At 66.3% G+C, this 18,331-nt stretch carries 12 protein-coding genes; 7 read left to right on the top strand and 5 right to left on the bottom strand.

Annotated features, from left to right (window positions below; genetic code table 11):
* The first annotated feature begins 11 nt into the window (after positions 1-11).
* The 6 genes from Q9R08_RS01575 (at position 12) to Q9R08_RS01550 (ending at position 8,296) form a co-directional block, all read left to right on the top strand.
* Entirely contained in the window at positions 12-1,382 is a 1,371-nt protein-coding gene (locus tag Q9R08_RS01575) for an ABC transporter substrate-binding protein (RefSeq protein WP_308866057.1), read from the top strand.
* A 43-nt stretch (positions 1,383-1,425) separates the two neighbouring features.
* Positions 1,426-2,355: a carbohydrate ABC transporter permease gene (locus Q9R08_RS01570; protein WP_308866056.1), complete on the top strand. Its 930-nt coding sequence runs from the start codon at positions 1,426-1,428 to the stop codon at positions 2,353-2,355.
* An 88-nt stretch (positions 2,356-2,443) separates the two neighbouring features.
* Complete coding sequence (locus tag Q9R08_RS01565) at positions 2,444-3,256, top strand: carbohydrate ABC transporter permease (RefSeq protein ID WP_308866055.1); 813 nt, start codon at positions 2,444-2,446, stop codon at positions 3,254-3,256.
* A gap of 5 nt (positions 3,257-3,261) precedes the next feature.
* A complete protein-coding gene (locus Q9R08_RS01560; RefSeq protein WP_308866054.1) occupies positions 3,262-3,585 on the top strand; it encodes an L-rhamnose mutarotase in 324 nt (107 codons plus the stop codon).
* Between the two features lie 512 nt (positions 3,586-4,097).
* Entirely contained in the window at positions 4,098-5,972 is a 1,875-nt protein-coding gene (locus tag Q9R08_RS01555; RefSeq protein WP_308866053.1) for a right-handed parallel beta-helix repeat-containing protein, read from the top strand.
* 230 nt (positions 5,973-6,202) lie between these two features.
* Positions 6,203-8,296, top strand: coding sequence for a beta-galactosidase (locus Q9R08_RS01550; protein ID WP_308866052.1), 2,094 nt, complete (start codon positions 6,203-6,205; stop codon positions 8,294-8,296).
* Positions 8,297-8,571: 275 nt separating this feature from the next.
* Here the strand turns inward: Q9R08_RS01550 and Q9R08_RS01545 are convergent, their stop codons facing one another.
* The 4 genes from Q9R08_RS01545 to Q9R08_RS01530 are packed head-to-tail and all read right to left on the bottom strand — an operon-like array spanning position 8,572 to position 13,652.
* The gene (locus Q9R08_RS01545) at positions 8,572-9,501 is read right to left on the bottom strand and encodes a carbohydrate ABC transporter permease (RefSeq protein WP_194412293.1); all 930 of its coding nucleotides are present in this window, start codon (positions 9,499-9,501) and stop codon (positions 8,572-8,574) included.
* Entirely contained in the window at positions 9,498-10,604 is a 1,107-nt protein-coding gene (locus tag Q9R08_RS01540) for a carbohydrate ABC transporter permease (protein WP_418001299.1), read from the bottom strand. Before Q9R08_RS01540 ends, Q9R08_RS01545 begins: the two co-directional genes overlap by 4 nt.
* A 57-nt stretch (positions 10,605-10,661) precedes the next feature.
* A complete protein-coding gene (locus Q9R08_RS01535) occupies positions 10,662-11,978 on the bottom strand; it encodes an extracellular solute-binding protein (protein WP_308866050.1) in 1,317 nt (438 codons plus the stop codon).
* Positions 11,979-12,020: 42 nt separating this feature from the next.
* A complete protein-coding gene (locus tag Q9R08_RS01530) occupies positions 12,021-13,652 on the bottom strand; it encodes a GH39 family glycosyl hydrolase (RefSeq protein WP_308866049.1) in 1,632 nt (543 codons plus the stop codon).
* 125 nt (positions 13,653-13,777) lie between these two features.
* Between Q9R08_RS01530 and Q9R08_RS01525 the strand changes: the two genes are divergently transcribed.
* On the top strand, positions 13,778-14,869 hold the full coding sequence (locus Q9R08_RS01525) for a LacI family DNA-binding transcriptional regulator (protein ID WP_308866048.1): 1,092 nt from the start codon (positions 13,778-13,780) through the stop codon (positions 14,867-14,869).
* Between the two features lie 209 nt (positions 14,870-15,078).
* Here the strand turns inward: Q9R08_RS01525 and Q9R08_RS01520 are convergent, their stop codons facing one another.
* Entirely contained in the window at positions 15,079-18,327 is a 3,249-nt protein-coding gene (locus Q9R08_RS01520; protein WP_308866047.1) for a glycoside hydrolase family 2 TIM barrel-domain containing protein, read from the bottom strand.
* Positions 18,328-18,331: the final 4 nt, after the last annotated feature.

Genomic DNA, 18,331 nt, shown 5'->3' with positions numbered 1-18,331 from the left:
AAGGACGCGAAATGGCTTCACAGCATCGCCGCTTCTCCCGCCTCGCTCGATCACTCACTCTCGCCACGTCGGTGGCAGCGGTGGTCGCGCTCACCGCCTGCTCGGGCCCGACCGGCGGGGGAGACGGGTCTGATCTCGGTTTCACGCCGGCCGAGCAGGATCCGGACAGTGCCATCACGGTGTGGGTGGATGCATCTCGCGAACCGGCTATGGAAGCCTTCCAGGCGACGTACCCCGACATCGAGGTCAATGTCGAGACGTACGACGGGAATGCGAGCGGCTCGGGGAGTCTGCAGACGAAGATCGCGCTGTTCGATCAGGCGGGCGAGGGGTGGCCCGACGTCGTCTTCTCCACACAGAACAACGACGCGTCGTGGGCTTCCAAGGAGACCAACGGCGTTCAGGCCTTCGCGGCCCCCGTCAACAAGGGTTGGTTCGACCAGGAGTTCCTCGACGGCTTCACCCCCGGCTCGCTCGACCCGCTGACGGTCGACGACACCATCTACGGGCTGCGCAACGACCTCGCTCAGTCGGTGTTCTGGTACGACCAGACCCTGTTCGACCAGTTCGGTTACGAGATCCCGACGACCTGGGAGGAATATGAGCAGCTGAGCGACTCGCTCGCTGCCGACCACCCTGGCTACATCCTTGGCTCCGTCGGCGACGCGTTCCTCGGCATGATGGTCTATTACTGGGGCGCTCAGGCACCTGTCTTCCAGCTCGACGGCGACACTTTCAGCAGCGACTTCTCGGCTGAGAGCTCACAGAAGATGACTGAACTGCTCGACCACATGGTTGAGAATGGCACTCTGACCAAGGACAGCGTGTTCAGCGCGGACTTCGTGCAGAAGTATCAGGGCAAGGTGCTGGGCATGCCGGGACCGGTCTGGTTCACCGGAGCCCTCTTCCAGAACCCCGACAGCCTCAACGTTCCGGCCGGCCAGCTTGGTGCGGGCACACCTCTGCACTGGGAGGGCGAGGAGATCGGCACAGGCAACGTGGGCGGCGGCACGTGGATCGCATCCAGCCACACGAAGAACCTCGAAGCGGTAAAGACCCTGATGGAGTTCGTGACGAGTTCGGACGAGTACCAGGTGGAACTGGCAGGCGGCTACCCCGCCTACGCCGACGCCGCTGAGCAGTGGATCGCGAAACAGGCCAGTGGCGGATACTTCGTCGGAGACTTCGAGCAGACGGTGGTGGATGCTGCGGGCCAGGTGTGGAGCGGCTGGGGCTACCCGAGCTTCAGCGCCGAGACCGCGTATGCGAAGGTCGTCCTGCCCGCGCTCGCTGCCGGTGACACGATCGAGTCGGTCGTGCCCGAGTGGCAGCAGGAGATGGAGAACGAGGCGCAGGTTCAGGGTTACACCGTCGCTCAGTAACGATCGCTCATCACGAAAGAAGAAGCTCATCGCAATCTCTACCGTGACGGCTCCCGTCGTCGGCCAGCTGGACGGCCGGCGGCGGGAGCCGCGCACCAGACGCAAGAACCCGAACCGCGCACAGTCGCGAATGGGTTACACCTTCAGTGCGGGATACGGCATCCTGCTGGTCCTGTTCGGCCTGGTCCCTACCCTGTACGCCATCTTCCTGGCGTTCACCGACGAAGGTGCCTTCGCCGGCCTCGACAACTTCGTGAGGGTGTTCAACGACTATCGATTCTGGCCCGCCGCGCAGCACGTCGCGGTGTACCTGGTCATCTGGTTGACCTTCCAGACGATCTTCGTCGTCCTCCTTGCCCTGATCGTTCACGCGTTCGGCGCTCGGTGGCTGTCGATGTCGACGCGGTTTGTGTACTACATCCCCGGCGCACTGGCCGGCGCGTCCAGCGTGATGCTGTGGCTGTTCCTCCTCGACCCTTCCGTCAGCCCGGTCTCCGGGATCCTGCGCGCTCTCGGCATGGACAGCTTCGTCGAGACCGTCTCGATCGAGAATCTTCCGGTCATCTTCACGATCATCGCCTTCTGGGCCGGCGCCGGTGGGTGGATCGTCATCATGTACGGAGCGCTCAACAACATCAGTCAGGAAGTGATGGAGGCGGCGCGCGTCGATGGCGCCGGTGCGATCAAGACGGCCTGGTATATCCAGCTGCCACTGCTACGCAAATGGATCTCTTACATGGGAATCATGACGCTTGCGGCGGGAACGCAGCTCTTCGTCGAGCCGCGCATTCTCTCTCAAGCCAGCAAGGGCGTCGTTCCCGCCGACTACTCGCTCAACCAGCTTGCTTACCTCTATGCGTTCCGTCAGAACGACTTCAACGGCTCCGCCGCGATCTCCCTCATCCTTCTCGTGGTCGCTCTCGGACTGGCCGCGTTCTTCGTCTTCCGTGGAGGTCTCTTTGAGCGCGACTAACGCAGTACTGACCCGCGATCACCGAACGGCGAGTACGCCACGCGGCTGGCTCGGCCGCGCTCTCGCGATTGTCGTTGCGCTGGTTTTCGTGGTGTTCTTCGTGCTGCCGTTGATCTGGCTGCTGCTGGCACCGACGAAGACACCGCTCCAGTTGCTCACCGAGAACCCGTTCATGTTCGGGGGAATCGGCACGCTCGTCGAGAACTGGCAGAGCCTGGCGGCGTTCCAGAACGGCATCATCTGGACATGGTTGGGAAACGCCGTCTTCTACACCGCAGCGGCGCTCGTCCTCACGCTCGTCGTCAGCATCCCGGCAGGCTACGCCCTAGCGCTCATCGACTTCCGCCTGCGTCGTGCGCTCCTGGTCACGACGTTGGTCGTGATGCTGATCCCCAACACCGCCCTGGTGCTACCGATCTTCCTCGAGCTGAGCGCCGTGCGGCTGATCGGCAACCCGCTGTCGGTCATCCTGCCGTTCTCGTTCTTCCCGTTCGGTGTCTACCTCACCTACATCTACTTCTCCACCAGCGTCTCCCGAGACCTTCTGGATGCCGCCCGCATCGACGGAGCCAGCGAGTTCCGGGTCTTCTGGGGAGTCGCGATGCCGCTGGCAACCCCCGTGATCGCCCTGGTCGGCTTCTTCAACTTCGTCGGCAACTGGAACAACTACTTCCTGCCCTTCGTGATGGTGCCCGGCAGGAAGGCGCCGATTCAGGTGGGACTCGCCGAGCTGCTCTCGAACGTTCCGCTGTTCAATCCCACGGCGGCCGGTACGGTGACGATCGAGTTGCCGACACTCGCGCTGGCCACGATCATCTCCGTGGCGCCGGTGTTGATCATCTTTCTGTTCTCGCAGCGATTCCTGGTATCCGGAATGACTGCCGGCGGAACGAAAGGCTGACGCGCATGCAGCGATACGCGATGGTATGCCGGATGCGACCGGACAAGCGCGAGGAGTACCTCGCCCTGCATCGCGACGTCTGGCCGGGCGTGGAGGCGACGATCACGCACTGCGGCATCCGGAACTTCTCGATCTACGTGATCGACGACGTCCTCTTCGGCTACTACGAGTACATCGGTGACGACTACGACGCCGATCAGCGACGGATGGCGGCTGACCCCGTGACCCAGGAGTGGTGGGCGCGCACCGCGCCATGCCAGATCCCGTTCACAGCGGATGCGGACGTGCCGAACTGGCAACCGCTAGCGGAAGCGTGGCACCTCGACTGATGCCGGCGACCCCCGGCGTCAGTCGAGGGCGCCGCCGCGTAACGCCGTGGAGTTCATAGACCCCGGTCGGCAATACCACCCATCACATCGCGCCTCTGGCCTCGCTCAGGGATGCGACCGCGGAGGCCAGCGCATCCCACGTGCGCCACTCTGCCGCGAGTTCTGCGATCGGCCAGTCGCTTCCCCAGACGCAAATATGGTCTTGCGCATACGTCATACGTATGATTTTCTACAACCGGGCTTAAACGCAGCCCTCCTCAAAATCACGGAAGCGAACAGCCATGACATTGACGTCACACACGCGCGAAGTCTCTGAACGACGGAAAGGCTGGTGGCGAGCGGCTGCCGGATCTGCCGGCGCGGCCGCCCTGCTCTTGAGCGGTCTGGGCATACCGGTCGCTCAGGCGGCACCACCGGAGAAGGACAGCGTCTACTACGCGGCACCCGACGGTAGGGACGAAGGGCAGTGCCAGGAACAGCACCCGTGCTCGCTCGAGCACGCACAGGCCGTCGTGCGACACACGGCAGCCAAGGGCAAGGGTGATGTCACCGTCGTACTCGCCGACGGCACCTACCGCATCGACAGCCCCCTCGAATTCCGGGCGGAGGACGGCGGTCGGGACGGGCACACCGTACGCTGGACGGCTGCTCCGGGCGCGCACCCCGAAATCTCGGGCTCGACCCAGCTCTCTAGCTGGCAGCAGTACGACGAGGCCGCGAACATCTACGTCGCGGACACGCCTGCCGGTTTCGAGACCCGGCAACTCTACGTCGACGGCGTCGCCGCGCCGCGGGCCTCGACCAGCCTGGCGCTGACCGACCTGACGCTCACCCCGACGGGGATGACGATCAACAATCCGGCGCTCGCCTACCTGGCTGACCTGCCAAACCAGGACCGGATCGAGTTCGAGTCGCTCGGCGACTTCACCGACCGCTACTCCCCGGTGCAGAGCATCGCGGGCAGCACGATCACGATGGCCCAGCCCGCGTGGGACAACAACACGTGGGGCTGGGACACGGTGCAGAACTCGCTGCTCGCCGAGTCGAAGTGGTTCCTCGCGAACTCGCTCAGCTTCCTGGACCAGGCGGGGGAGTGGTACATCGACCCCGACGCGGGAAAGCTCTACTACAAGCCCGCGGACGGCGTGAACCCGCAGGACCTCGACATCGAGCTCCCGCGGGTGGAGACCCTCATCAGCGTCGGCGGCACCTACGACGCGCCCGTTTCCCACCTGGAGTTCAGCGGTCTCACGTTCACCGGGACCTCCTGGCTCGGCCCCTCCTCGGCCGACGGGTACGTCAGCCAGCAGAACGGGGGCTACCTCAAGGGCGTGTACGATTACCGCCCCGCCGACGCCTTGACCAACTGCAGCCGTGGCTGCGAGCCGTACGAGAGGACGCGCAACACCTGGTTCCAGATACCTTCCGCCGTGCAGGTGTCCGCAGCGGACCACATCACCTTCGAGCGGAACACCTTCCGGAACCTGGGGTCCTCTGGCCTCGGCATCGGCAACGACGACAACGCGGTGCTTACTGGGGTCGGGCTCGGCGCCAGCAACATCGCCGTGACGGGCAACGTGTTCACCCAGGTGGGCGCCCACGCCCTGTTCGTGGGCGGGATTCGGGCGGACGCGCATCATCCCAGCGACCCCCGGATGACGAACCAGGACATCCTCATCGACAACAACACCATCAGCCACGTCGCCGTGGAGTACCAGGACACCTCCGGCATCCTGAGCACCTACGTGACCAGGGCGCAGATCGTCCACAACGAGGTGAGGGATCTCGCCTACGCAATCGACACCGGTTACGGCTGGGGGATCAACGACGCCGGCGGCTCCCAGGAGTACCTCAACCGCGGGTACTACAAGCACAACCCGCTCTACCAGACGCCGACGACGCTGAAGGACAACTTGATCGCGGGCAACCTCGTGCACGACATCAAGAGGGACTTCGCCGACTCCGGCAACATCTACAACCTCTCGGCGAGCCCGGGAACGGTGATCGAGAACAACTACCTGTATAAGGTCTCCGGCGTCGGCATCTATCTGGACGAGGGCAGCCGCTACATCCTCTCCCGGCACAACGTCCTGAGCGGCGCGAACCCGTGGGTGTTCACCAACGCGTACAGCGCTGGCAACGGCACGAACGACAACACGCTGCAGGAGAACTGGTACAACTCCGGCGGTGCCCAGATGCCGAACGCCGCGGCGCGCAACAACCGCCTGATCGACAACGTACGGGTCACCGGAACCAACTGGCCCAGCGCTGCGTGGGAGGTCATCTGCGCGGCGGGCGTCGCCCCCGAGTACCGCACGGAGCTCAACGCCAACCTCGGCGGTATCGACCCGCGGTGCCAGACCGTCGCGGAGGCCCCGACCCAGTAGCGCAGCTGCCGGCACTGCCGGCGAGGCGCCCCCGCGACAGCCCTGGCGCGGGGGCGCCTCGCCGCCGGCGGAGTCTTGACGACCAGGGCGCGCGCGGTATCGTGTGGCACGTTCGAACCGGATCATCGACGATGACCAGGACCGAAGAATGAGCACGATCGGCGCCGCTGTCCGCCTCACCGACCCCTCCAGATTAGGACCTCGTTGCCTTGACAGACATTGACAACCGTGTGCTCTTCGGCGCCGCGTACTACCACGAGTACCAGCCTTCCCCCCGGCTTGATGAGGACCTCGACCTCATGCAGGAGGCTGGGTTCACCGTGATCCGGGTGGGCGAGTCCACGTGGGCCACCTGGGAGCCAGAAGACGGAGTGTTCGACCTTGACTGGCTGCAGCCAGTGCTGGACGGCGCGCATTCGCGACGGATCGCCGTCGTGCTGGGTACGCCCACCTACGCCGTACCCCCGTGGTTGACGCGCAAGTATCCCGAGATCGCGGGCGAGCGACGCACTGGAGAGCGCATCGGTTGGGGGGCCCGTCAAGAAATGGACCTGACGCACGCCGCCTACCGCTTCCACGCCGAGCGCGTGATCCGTGCCGTCGTCGGGCGATACCACGACCATCCCGCAGTGGTCGGATTCCAGGTGGACAACGAACCCGGTCTCGAGTTGCTGCACAACGAGGGTGTGTTCCAGGCCTTCGTCGACGACCTGCGCCGCACCTACGGCGACGTAGAGACCCTGAACCGGGAGTGGGGACTCGTGTACTGGTCCCACCGGCTCACCACCTGGGCGGACCTCTGGCGACCGGACAACAACGCCCAGCCACAGTACGACCTCGCCTGGCGGAAGTTCCAGGCCCGGATGGTCACCGAGTTCATCGGCTGGCAGGCCGACATCGTCCGTGAGATCGCTGGCGCCGAGAAGTTCGTAACCACTTGCATCGCATACGACAGGCCAGGAGTGCAGGACCCAGAGCTCACGGCAGCGTTGGATGTGACCGCAGGGAACCCCTACTACGCGATGCAGGACGGTCTCGCCCTCCCCGCAACAGAACTTCTCACGCCGGGTTGGACTACGAGCGGGACCTGGACGATATTCCACAGCGCAGACCGGATGTACTCCTCGAAGCAGGCGCGGTTCCTCGTCACGGAGACGAATGCCGGGGCCATCGGCGGCCCGGCCATGAATGCGCCCGGGTTCGATGGACAGTGGCGACAGGCCGCCTGGGCGATGATCGCCCGGGGTGCACGAATGATCGAGTACTGGCACTGGCACACACTGCACTTCGGTACCGAGACGTACTGGATCGGAATCCTGCCGCACGACCAGCGGCCCGGGCGGGTCTATGAGCAGCTGGCCGCGCTGGGTGCAGAGATCAAGTCTGCCGAAGATCACCTGAGCGGACTCGTCCCGGACGCCACCGTGGGGCTGCTGTGGTCCAACGAGTCGATGTGGGGCCTCGAAGGTCAGCCGGCGCTCGCCCGCGCCGACGGCTCCGCCGACCCCGGAAGCTACCAGCGGATACTGCACGCCTTCTACCGGGGAGCGTTCGACGCCGGTGCGCCGGTGCGAATCGTCCACGACGTCCAGCTGGTTGAACGGGGCGACGGCAGGCGGCTCCGCGAACCGGCCGAGGTCGCCGCCGAGCTGCCCGTCCTACTGGCGCCGGCGCTCTACGTGGCCAGCGATGCGCTGCTCGACTGGTTGCGCGCCTACGCTGAAGCAGGCGGACACCTCGTGCTCGGACCGCGCACTGGATATGCGGACATGGAGGCTCGAGCGCGCGCGGAGGTCAAGCCGGCCCGGCTCGCCGCCACCGCCGGCGTCAGCTACCAGGAGTTCAGCAACCTGGCGACACCGGTGCGCGTGACGGGCTTCGACGGCGCACTGGAGCTGCCTACCGCCGCCGCGGCCACAGCATGGGTCGACTACTTGCAGGTCTCGGACAACTCGGTCCAGATCCTCGCCCGATATCAGCACCCGGCGTTCGGCCCGTACCCGGCGATCACCACCGTTGAGGCGGGTCTGGGGCGTGTCACCGTCGTCGGAACCGTACCCAACCCCGAACTGTCGGCTGCGTTGGTGTCCTGGGCGGTGCCGGCTGACAGGGACGCCTGGACCTCTCTGACGACCGGTTCGGTCACGGCGACATCAGCGACGACGGCCGCGGGTCGTCGGCTGCGAGTGCTGCACAACTGGTCGTGGGATGCCTGCTCGATACGGTTGCCGGCGGACGTCACGGACCTCCTCTCCACCGAGCCCCTGGAAGCCGATGCGCTGGTCGAGTTGGGGCCGTGGGACGTGCGCGTCCTTCTGGAGTAGAAGCGAGGGCGCAGCGCCTGCATTATGGGACGGGGTATCGCGTATCGGCGGCGTCCCGCGTGGTGCTCGTCTGTCAGTAGCGGCCGCCGCACGGTGATCACTGAGACTACGGCGCTGGTCGGAGGCGCCTGGGGAGTGTCTGAGGCCGTTGCTCGAGTCGATGCTCGACGTAGTTTCGGTCCTGGGAGCAGGCGCGACGATCGAGGGTGAGTGGCACTCGACGGACGCTGCGCGCCCTGGACCCAGTCACGCCCGCATCGGGCGCCTGATTCCCCTCAGCCCTTGACGGCCCCCGCCATGACGCCTGCCACGAGATGCCTGCCCGCGAGGACGAGGACGAGGAGCAGCGGCAGGGCGACGAGGAAGACGCCGGCCATCACGAGTCCGGTGTCCGACGTGAAAGCGCCGCGAAGCTGGGGCACGACGAGCGGCATCGTCAGCTGCGAGCGCATGACGACGGAGGGCCAGAAAAAGCTGTTCCACGAGCCGATGAAGGTGAACAGTGCGAGGGTTGCGGCCGCGGGGCGCGCGGCCGGCAGCGCGATCGACCAGAACGTGCGGAACATGGAGGCGCCGTCGACGCGTGCGGCTTCGATGAGCTCGTATGGCAGCGCTTCTTGAAGGTATTGCGTCATCCAGAACACTCCGAAAGCTCCCACGAGTCCGGGGACGATCAGTGCGAGCAGCGAATCGATCCAGCCGAAGTCGTTCATCATGATGAACAGCGGGATGGTGCCGACCTGCGCGGGGATGATCAGGGTGGCGAGCACCGCGACATACAGTGCCTGACGGCCCGGGAACCGCAGCTTCGCGAAGCTGAAGCCCGCCAGCGTGGAGAAGAAGACCACCGAGGCGCTGACGGCTGCGGCGACGAGAAGGGAGTTGCCGAAGGCCAGCCAGATGCTGAACTGCTCGGAGGCGAAGACCTGGCCGAAGTTCTGCCACAGCGTCGCCGTGGGCAGCCACCGTGGCAGCGTTCCGACAGCGCGTGAGATCTCCGTCGTGCTGGACGAGCCGTACATGGCGGCGGCGTAGAGCGGGAACACGGACAGGACGAAGACGACGGCGAGGATGCCGTAGGTGACCAGCCCGGGACGGCGGCCCGTGGAACTGTGCGTTGCGACCGGCCGGCCGCGCGCCGCGCGCTTGGCCGCATACCTCGCTGCTCCGCGGCCGGCGGTGTTCTCGATAAGTGCCGTGTTCACAGCGGGGTTCCTTCCATCGCATCGCCGGCGGTCTCGCGTGCGACCGCCGATCGGGTGTGAACGCCGTCCACGGCCGGACGAGGCCGGCGGCGACGACGACCTCGCGGCGTGGCATCCGACGAAGAGATGCGCCGGGTGAGGGCGAAGTTGAGCAGCGAGATGACCAGGATGATGAAGGCGAAGATCCACCCCACGGCCGCTGCCTGCCCGAGGCGGTCCTGCCACTGACCGAAGCCGAGGTTGAAGAGGTAAAGCATCACGGTGGTCCACTGGTTGTCAGTGCCGCCTTGACCGCCGCCCGTGCCGCCGCCGTCGAACAATCGGGCTTCGTCGAAGATCTCCAGGCCGCCGATCGTCATCGTGAGGATGACGAAGATCAGGGTGGGACGGATGCTCGGGATCGTCACCGAGAAGAACTGGCGGGCACGCCCTGCGCCGTCGACAGTGGCCGCCTCGTAGAGATCACGCGGCACCGCCTGCATCGCCGCCAGCAGGATGAGGGCGTTGTAGCCGGTCCAGCGGAACACCACCATCGAACCGATCGCGATGTGGGAGAGGAACCGGTCCTGGAAGAACGGCGAGCTGCTGTCGGTGAAGAGTCCGAGCGCGTGGAGGTTCGGGACGAGGATGCCGAACTGGCCGAACACCTGGCCGAAGATCATCGACGTCGCGACCGGCATGACGACGAAGGGGATGAGCACGCTCATCCGCCAGAACGTCCGTGCGCGCAGGTTCTGGTCGAGGATCGCCGCGATGAGCAGCGCGAGGATGAGCTGCGGGATGGCGCCGAGCAGGAAGATCGAGACGGTGTTCTCGAGCGAGCGCCAGAACAGCGGCTGCTGCAGCACCCAGGCGAAGTTGTCGAGGCCGACGAACTCGCCCATCCCGGCACGCCGGTGCCAGTCGTGGAGCGCGACGACGACGTTGAACAGCAGTGGGAACGCGCCGAACACCGCGAAGAGCAGGAAGAACGGCGAGATGTACAGATACGGCGAGAGCTTGACGTCCCAGCGGGAGAGCCGCTGCCCCCAGCCGAGGCGCCGTACGGGGCGCGGCGCCGCTGAAGTGAGAGCCATCGTCGGCTCCTTCCGTGTTGATGCCATGTCGGGCGATCGCAGCCCGGCCCGTGCGCGTGCGCTGAGCCGGGCTGCGATCGGAGATCAGTCGGCGGTGTCGAAGCCGAGTGCGTCGAACTCGCTCACGACCGAATCCCACGCCTCCTGCGCTGTCGCGCTGCCCGACTCCACGAGCCGGATGCCGTCGGTAACGAGGGTCTGGATGCCCGCGAAGTTCTCACCGCGGTAGCCGCCCGCTGCGGCATCCCCGGCGGCTGCCGCGAGGTCACCGTAGATCTGGCCCAGGCGCTGGCCACCGAAGAACTCGTTCTCGGTCTCGGCGATGTCGGGGCTGGCGATGGCCTCCAGCTGCGAGGGGAACTGGCCGGTGGTGTGGAACCACTGGACGGCCGCCTCGGGGGAGGTCAGGTAGTCGGCGAGCTTGACGGCCCACGCGGTGTTCTCGCCGGTGGCCGGCACCGAGAAGAAGGAGCCGCCCCAGTTGCCTCCCCCGTCGGGGAAGGTGCTCGACACGCGCCAGCCGGGCACGCCGGCGGCGTTCTCGGCGATGATGCCGGCCATCCAGGCGGGGGTGACCACGGTCGCCCACTGGCGGTTCTGGAAGCCCGCCCCCCAATCGGCGTGGCCGATCGGAATGCCGGCGGAGATGCCGTCCTCCGCCGCCTCGGCGAACATCATGAACAGCTCTTCGATCTGGGCGTTGTCGGCCATGTTGTACGGCTTGCCCGATTCGGGGTCCTCGAACGCGTCGGGCAGGAGGTTGACCGCCGCCTGGAACGCGCTGGAGAGGGAGTCGATGTAGTAGTTGTCGGCGGTCGCAACGTACTCGCGGCCCGCGTCGAGGAACGACTGCCACGATGCGGCGTCGCCGCCGATGAACTCACCGAACGAGTCGGCGTCGGTCGCAACGCCCGCCGCAGCCATCATCTCTTCGTTGTAGGCGACGCCCAGCGGCCCGATGTCGGTGCCGTATCCGGTGATGACGCCGTCGACGGACCCCTGCGTCACCTTCCAGTCCACCCAGCGATCGGGGATCTCGGGCAGCTCCACCCAGTCCTCGGGAACCGCCATCATCTCGGTCCACCAGTCCAGCTCGATCAGATGCACGTCCGACAGGCCGGCGCCGCCGGACGACAGCCCGTTGCGCAGCACCGTCTGCGCGGAGGCCCCGTCGGGGAACGAGTCCACGACGACCTCGATCCCGTACTCGTCCTCGAACGACGCGAGGAGCTCGGGCGGGAAGTCCATCCACGCCGCGACGGTCAGCTTGTCCGGCTTGTTCTCATCGGTCGCTTCGCCGGCGTTGCTGCCGCCCGTGCCGCCTCCGCTGCAGGAGCTGAGGGCGAGGGCGGCCAGGGCGGCCGAGGCGATGACCGCCCCGGCGCGTGTGGTGATCTTCATCATGGATCCTTTCGTGACGTCGTTGTACGCGGATGTCGCGGGTCAGGGGTTGGTTCGTGAGATCGACATGACGGCCCACGGCGCCAGGGTGATGTCGATGCCGAGCACGCCGTCGGCGCCGACGGTGAGCGAGCGGCGGTCGAGGCCGTCGGCGATCGCCGTGAGATCGGCGACCTGCTGGCGGCTGAGATTCAGGGGCTCGCCGAGCTCGTGCCACGCCTCCGCGACGTTGCCGTGCTCCTGGTCGAGAATCTCGACGGTGTAGAGGTCGCCAGGCACGAGTCCCGTGACCGAATGCGCGATACGACGCGCCGGACCTTCGCCCGCCAGCCGGTGCGTCTGCGCGTAGCGGGTGGCGCCGCCCACTGAGCGCGTGCCCATCGAATCCGGGTAGTTGAAGAACACGGCGGCGACGGCGTCCTCCGCCGTTCGGGTGATGATGCCGTGGTCGGTCTGCAGGGCGATGCGATCCCCGAGCCGGTTCAGCGCCGCCATCGCGTGGAACGTCGGCTTGTGGATGCCCTGCTCATTGACGAAGCCGAAGCCGCCGTGGAACGGGCCGATACCGCCGCCGCCCTCTTCGAAGACGTCGGTGAACGTCCAGTAGGAGATGGAGTCGGCGAGGCTGTGGCACTGCAGGAGGGCGCGCGCGATGTAGGTCGCGGCGTACACCGTGTCGTGCATGTGGTCGCGGCTGGACGGCGACGTGGACCACTCGGTGACATGGAGCTCGGCTTCGGGATAGGGGGAGTCGGCGATCACCCGGCGCATGACCTCGAGGTCGCTTCGGGTCGCGTCGCGGTCGCGGCTGATCGACTGGCCGACCCCCTGCGTGTCGAAGGCGTAGTCCGTCGGGTACAGGTGCGTGGAGAGGAAGTCCAGCGGGAGGCCGCGCTCGGCGCAGTAGGCGATGAGTTCGTGGATCCACACCGGCTTCCACGGCAGAGCGTCGGGGTCCGCCGCCTCCGCCGTCGCGGCCTCGACCGACCTGTCGTGGTATTCGCCGTCATAGCGGGAATCGGGCACGAAGACCGATGACGAAGGACCACCGACCTTCAGCTCCGGGTCGATCGCCTTGAGTGCCTTCGCGGTGGCCTCGTACAGCTGGAAGTACTCCGTGCGTGTGCCCGTCCAGAAGTGCGGGACGAGGTTCGGCTCGTTCCAGACCTCGAACGGCCAGGTGCGCACCTCGTCGATGCCGTACCGCTCGATCCAGTGCTCGACGGTCGCGGTGACGAGGTCGACCCACGCCCCCATGTCGGTGGGAGGGCTGCAATGAGCCTTCCACCAGAACAGCGTCTCGGTCTGCGTCGCGAGCTCGCGAGGCATGAAGCCGAGCTCGACGAACGGTCGGGCGCCGGCGGCCAGGATGGCGTCGAAGACCTTGTCGACGTAAGCGAAGGTGTAGACAGGCCTCTCCAGCGGCGTCGGCGGGCCGAAGCCGCCGCCATTCGACGCCCGGTACACGAACATGTCGTCGTGGAAGAGTCCGTGAAAGCGGACGTAGCGCGCGCCCAGCGTTCCCACCGCTTCGCGGAAATGGCTCTGCCAGTCCGCGCGCAGCGCCTCGTTGGCGCGACCCGCCCCGACGCACACGCTCCACACGTGATGCAACGGCGTCTCAGCGGCGGAGCGGCCGTCTACGGTGAAAGCGGGCGACGTTTCGACGGACAAGGACGACCTCCGTTGGTCATGGTGGAGTAGTTCAAAGGTTGCGAAAATGTTTCGCAACATGTTACGTTTGTCAGGCTAAACAATGACGCGTCAGCTGTCAATTCTTCTCAACACCTTGAGCACGCATGGGGGTCGCTGATGACGCACCAGATCGAAACTTGTTCGGCATTCCGGAGTCTCTCGTGAGCGGGCCCGAGCGGCATCGCGCCACTTTGGCAGACGTCGCCACGGCGGTCGGAGTCTCCCGTGCGACCGTGTCCAAGGCACTGAACGGCCGCGGGGACATCTCAGATGAGACCCGTGAGCGCGTGCTCGCCGCGGTCACTGAACTCGGCTACCGGCCGACGACGGGCCACCCCCCGGGGTCACGCCGCCGTTCGATCGCGGTCGTCTTCGACATCCCGGCGTCGCCTTACATCGTCGGTGTGCTCCAAGGCGTACTCGCGGCCACGACGGAAGCCGGTGTCGATCTGCTCACGCGCCTGGCACCTGACCGCTCCTCGCGCATGCAGCGCGCCGTCGCCCGCGAGTGGGTCGCCGAGCAACAGGCGTCGGGCGTCGTCGGCCTCATCGGGCTGACGCTCTCCCGCCCGGACGGACTGCTCGAGGCCGCAAGCAACGCGAACCTGCCGTTCGTGATGGTGGACCCGGTCGATGCGCACGATCGCCAGATGGTGAGCGTCGGGTCGAGTAACTGGGCGGGAGCGCGCACCGGCGCCGAGCACCTCCTTGCGCTTGGACACCGCCGCATTGCGTGGATCGGCGGCCCCGAGACGTCGGCTGCCGCGCGCGACCGGCTGTACGGCTACCAGGCCGCGCTGGACGCCTCAGGGGTGGAGATCGATCCCGCGCTGATCCGGTCCGGACAGTTCGCCATCGCAACGGGAGCAGAGTACGCGCGAGAGATGCTCACCTCGCCACACCCCCCGACCGCGATCATGACGGGTGATGACGAGATCGCCGTCGGCGTTCTGGCAACCGCCCACGCGCTCGGCGTCTCCGTGCCGCAGGATCTGAGCGTGATGGGCTTCGACGACACGCCGCAGGCCGCGTGGACCACGCCTCCGCTCACGACCGTGCACCAGCACCTCGAGGGCATGGGCGCCATGGCCGTGCAGACGATCTTCGTCATGGCGGAAGGGCACCCGCCCTCGTCGCGGCACGTCGAGCTTGCGACCTCCCTCATGGTCCGGGACAGCACAGCGCCGGCGCGCTGACAAGCTCGCCCTGCTGCTGATGTTGAGCTGGGCGATCGGAATCGGCGCGTACACAGTCAACAGTCAGGGCGAGGTGGCACCGCTCAGCGACACGATCGGCGCGCACCCGTCGCGCTGCTGTGCGGGTGCGCCGCCGCGTGGTGGCCGACGAGCCGCGGTTGACTCACCCGGTACCTCGGTCCACCCCGTCTACCGCACGCTCACGCCGATCACACGGCACCTGCCGGCGAATATGGCAGCTCAGTCTCGACGAAGGCCGTCGCCAGCTCAGCTGGCGCCAGGTCACCGCGGAGGGGGAGGATGCGAAACAGCTGGGTGTACGGTCCCTTGGCGGGGGTGTTGCTGTACTTGTCGGGTCGGGTGACCACGTCCCAGTTGCCGCCTTGCATCCCCTCCTGAGCGGCATCGACGCGGACGACCGTTCCCCGGGACTCGGGGACCTCGTGCCAGTGCCGTCGGTCGGCGAGCTCTGCCGGCGCGTGAGGCTGAGCGTTGAAGAACATGCTGCCGCCGGCGACGAACAGCACGCCGCTCCCGGTGTCGTCGACGAGGGCCGCCCACCGCGTGTCGGCCTTGTTCGCAGAGTCCTGCGGGCGGCTGTACCGCGTGACTTGATCGGCGACCGACCCGGAGTACTGCCCGAAGAAGGCAGAAGTGCGACGATCGGCGGTCGATTCGTGCGGCCCACGCCCGTACCACTGAATGGTGCTGAGCTCCGGGATGAGCGTCAGAGTCGTGCCGATGACCTGCGGGTTGGGCGTTCCGGCGTCGGGGGCAAAGGTCGACAGCACATCGAGTTGGCCGTTGCCGTAGACGGTGTAAGTGATCGACTGCGACGAGGTCGTGATCTGAAAGCTCGGCCGGAAAGGCACCTTTGTGGTGACGGTGCCTCGGACGACGACCCGGACCCCATCGGGGATCGGCAAGATCTCGACACCTTCAATGGCCCAGTCGTCACCGACGCCCCGCCATGGCTGCGACGGCTCGGGACGATTCACCCGGATGTCGGGGATGGCCAGTTCCGGATCGTTCGGGGTCCGCCAGTAATTCGGCGTCAGCTCGCTCACCAGCAGTTCCCGGTCATCGTAATGCAGCGACGTCAGTCGGCCGGTGATCCGGGAGATCTCAGCGGAGAATCGGTCTCCGGCCACGCGAACGGACGTCGCGCTGTCCGCAACGATCACAGGTGGCAGGTCTGCCGTCTCCAACGGCAGCCGGTCGAGAGGGTCCGCCACCGGGACATCGAATTGCGCGCGCGCGACGACGTGTCCCCGCTCGGCCCATGTGGTCGCGTCCGAGAGTACGAAGACCACGTCGAGCCGGTATTCGACGCCCGGTCGAGGATCGTCGGGAAGCGTGACCGGGACCTGGATCTGAGCGTCCTCTTGCGGTCCGATGTTCAGGTCGGCGCCCGGTATCTCGCCCCCCTGAAGGGGAGCGCCGTTCTCGGAAAGGACCCACTCCAGGGTGTACCCGTCCAGGCTGGTGAACAGGTGCTCGTTGGAGACGCTCAGCGTCAGAGCGGAGACGTCCGCCATGGTGACGGTGATGGGTTGATACGCGATTTTCGCTTCGGCGAGCTTGGCGGTGTGTGTGCGATCCGAGAGCACCAAGCCACTCATGTGGGCGCTTTCCTCGTTGGGATCGTCACCCCAGTCACCGCCATACGAGAAGAATTCCTCCCCCGGGCGTCCAGGGACGGGCCAGGAGAGTCCCTTGTCCGCCCAGTCCCACAGGAATCCGCCCTGCAGCAGTTCGGGATTCGCTCGGATGGTTGCCCAGTACTCGTCGAGGTAGCCGGATGAGTTGCCTTGTCCGAAGGCATACTCGATGAGCAGATACGGCCGCGGGTCCCGCTGGGCTCGGGCGAGCAGTTGCTCGACGGGAGGGTAGAAGTCCCCGTCGAAGTCGGACAACTCCGTCGGCACAACGGCCGAGCCAGAGCCGTTCGGGTCCTGGTAGCTGACGGGTCGGCTCGGATCGTGCCGTTTCGCCCACTCGTACATGGCCTGCAGGTTGGAACCGACTCCCGACTCGTTGCCCGTGGACCACGCGATCACACTGGGATGGTTCTTGTCGCGGTCGACCACATTGCGCATGCGCCACAACAGCGGCTGCCGCAACTCCGGACGGTCGCCTGGGATGTTGGGGTTTCCGGCGGCGTCGACACGGTTGATGTGCGTCTCGTTGTTCGCCTCGTCGAACACGTAGAGGCCATACGAATCGGCGAGGTCGTACCAGCGCGGGTCGTTCGGGTAGTGCGACGTGCGCACGGCGTTGATGTTGTTCTGCTTCATGAGCCGGATGTCAGCGATCATGTCCGCCGTGGTCAGGGTGCGACCGGTCCGTGGACTCCACTCGTGCCGGTTCACCCCGCGGATCGAGATCACCTGTCCGTTGAGGCGCAGAACTCCGTCGATGACCTCGACTCGCCGGAATCCGACCCGCGTCGAGACGCGTTCACGGACTGATCCGTCGCGGTCGAGGAGCTCCAGCACCAGTGTGTAGAGCTCGGGGTCCTCCGCCGACCACAACCGCGGTTGCGGCACCGATCCCGAGAGACTGGCCGACGCGTCACCGCCGGCGGCGGCAGCCACCGCGGCGGCATCCGCCCACAGTTCGCGAGCACTGGAGGTGACGCCGTCGAAGAGCCGCGCCCGCACGCTGTGATCGCGGGCGCCGCTCTCGGCGCCGTAGCCACGGACATCGGCCGCGACTTCGAGCCGCGCGTTCTCGAGGGAATCGTCCAGGTCGGTGCGGACGGTGAAGTCCCGGATCAGAACCTGCGCCCTCGAGATAAGGCAGACGCTGCGGAAGATGCCCGAGAGCCGCACATTGTCCTGGTTCTCCAGGTACGAGCCCGTGCACCATCGGTACACCTCCACCGCAACGAGATTGCGGCCCGGGCGCAGGTGAGCCGTGACATCGAACTCGCCGGATGTATAGCTGTCCTCGCGGTATCCGACCCGCTGTCCGTTCACCCACACGAAATAAGCCGATTCGACGCCGTCGAACTGGAGAAAGGAACGGCGATTCTCCCAGCCGTCGGGCAGGTCGAACACAGTGCGGTACTGACCGACCGGGTTGTAGAGCGTGGGCGCGTGCGGGTAGTCGCCAGTGGGATCGGGCTGCTCATGATTCCCGTTCGCGCCGGTCCACGGCAGGATGAGGTTCACGCCGATGGGGAAGTCGTAGCCGTGCAGCTGCCAGCTCGAGGGAACCGGGATGGTCGCCCATCCCGTGTCGTCGACGTCTTCGCCGGCGAAATCGATCAGACGCGACGCGGGATTCGAGGACCAGTGGAACTTCCAATCCCCATCGAGGCTGAGACGGTAGGGCGAATCGCGGCGGTCCGCGCGCAGCGCCTCGTCCAGCGTCTCGTAGGGCATGAGAGAGGCGTGCGTGGGCTCGGTGCCCCACTCGTAGACTGCAGGGTCGTTCCACTCCGGCGTGGTCATCATC

The organism is Microbacterium psychrotolerans, assembly GCF_031085295.1.
GTDB lineage: Bacteria > Actinomycetota > Actinomycetes > Actinomycetales > Microbacteriaceae > Microbacterium > Microbacterium psychrotolerans.
The sequence above is the reverse complement of the archived record's forward strand: the minus strand, read 5'-3'. Positions and strand labels throughout refer to the sequence as shown.

Bases quoted from the DNA above. Each gene is read 5' to 3' on its own strand.
- Q9R08_RS01575 (WP_308866057.1), top strand. From the start codon at position 12: ATGGCTTCACAGCATCGCCGCTTCTCCCGCCTCGCTCGATCACTCACT.
- Q9R08_RS01560 (WP_308866054.1), top strand. From the start codon at position 3,262: ATGCAGCGATACGCGATGGTATGCCGGATGCGACCGGACAAGCGCGAG.
- Q9R08_RS01540 (WP_418001299.1), bottom strand. From the start codon at position 10,604: ATGGCATCAACACGGAAGGAGCCGACGATGGCTCTCACTTCAGCGGCG.
- Q9R08_RS01535 (WP_308866050.1), bottom strand. From the start codon at position 11,978: ATGAAGATCACCACACGCGCCGGGGCGGTCATCGCCTCGGCCGCCCTG.
- Q9R08_RS01525 (WP_308866048.1), top strand. From the start codon at position 13,778: ATGGGGGTCGCTGATGACGCACCAGATCGAAACTTGTTCGGCATTCCG.
- Q9R08_RS01520 (WP_308866047.1), bottom strand. From the start codon at position 18,327: ATGACCACGCCGGAGTGGAACGACCCTGCAGTCTACGAGTGGGGCACC.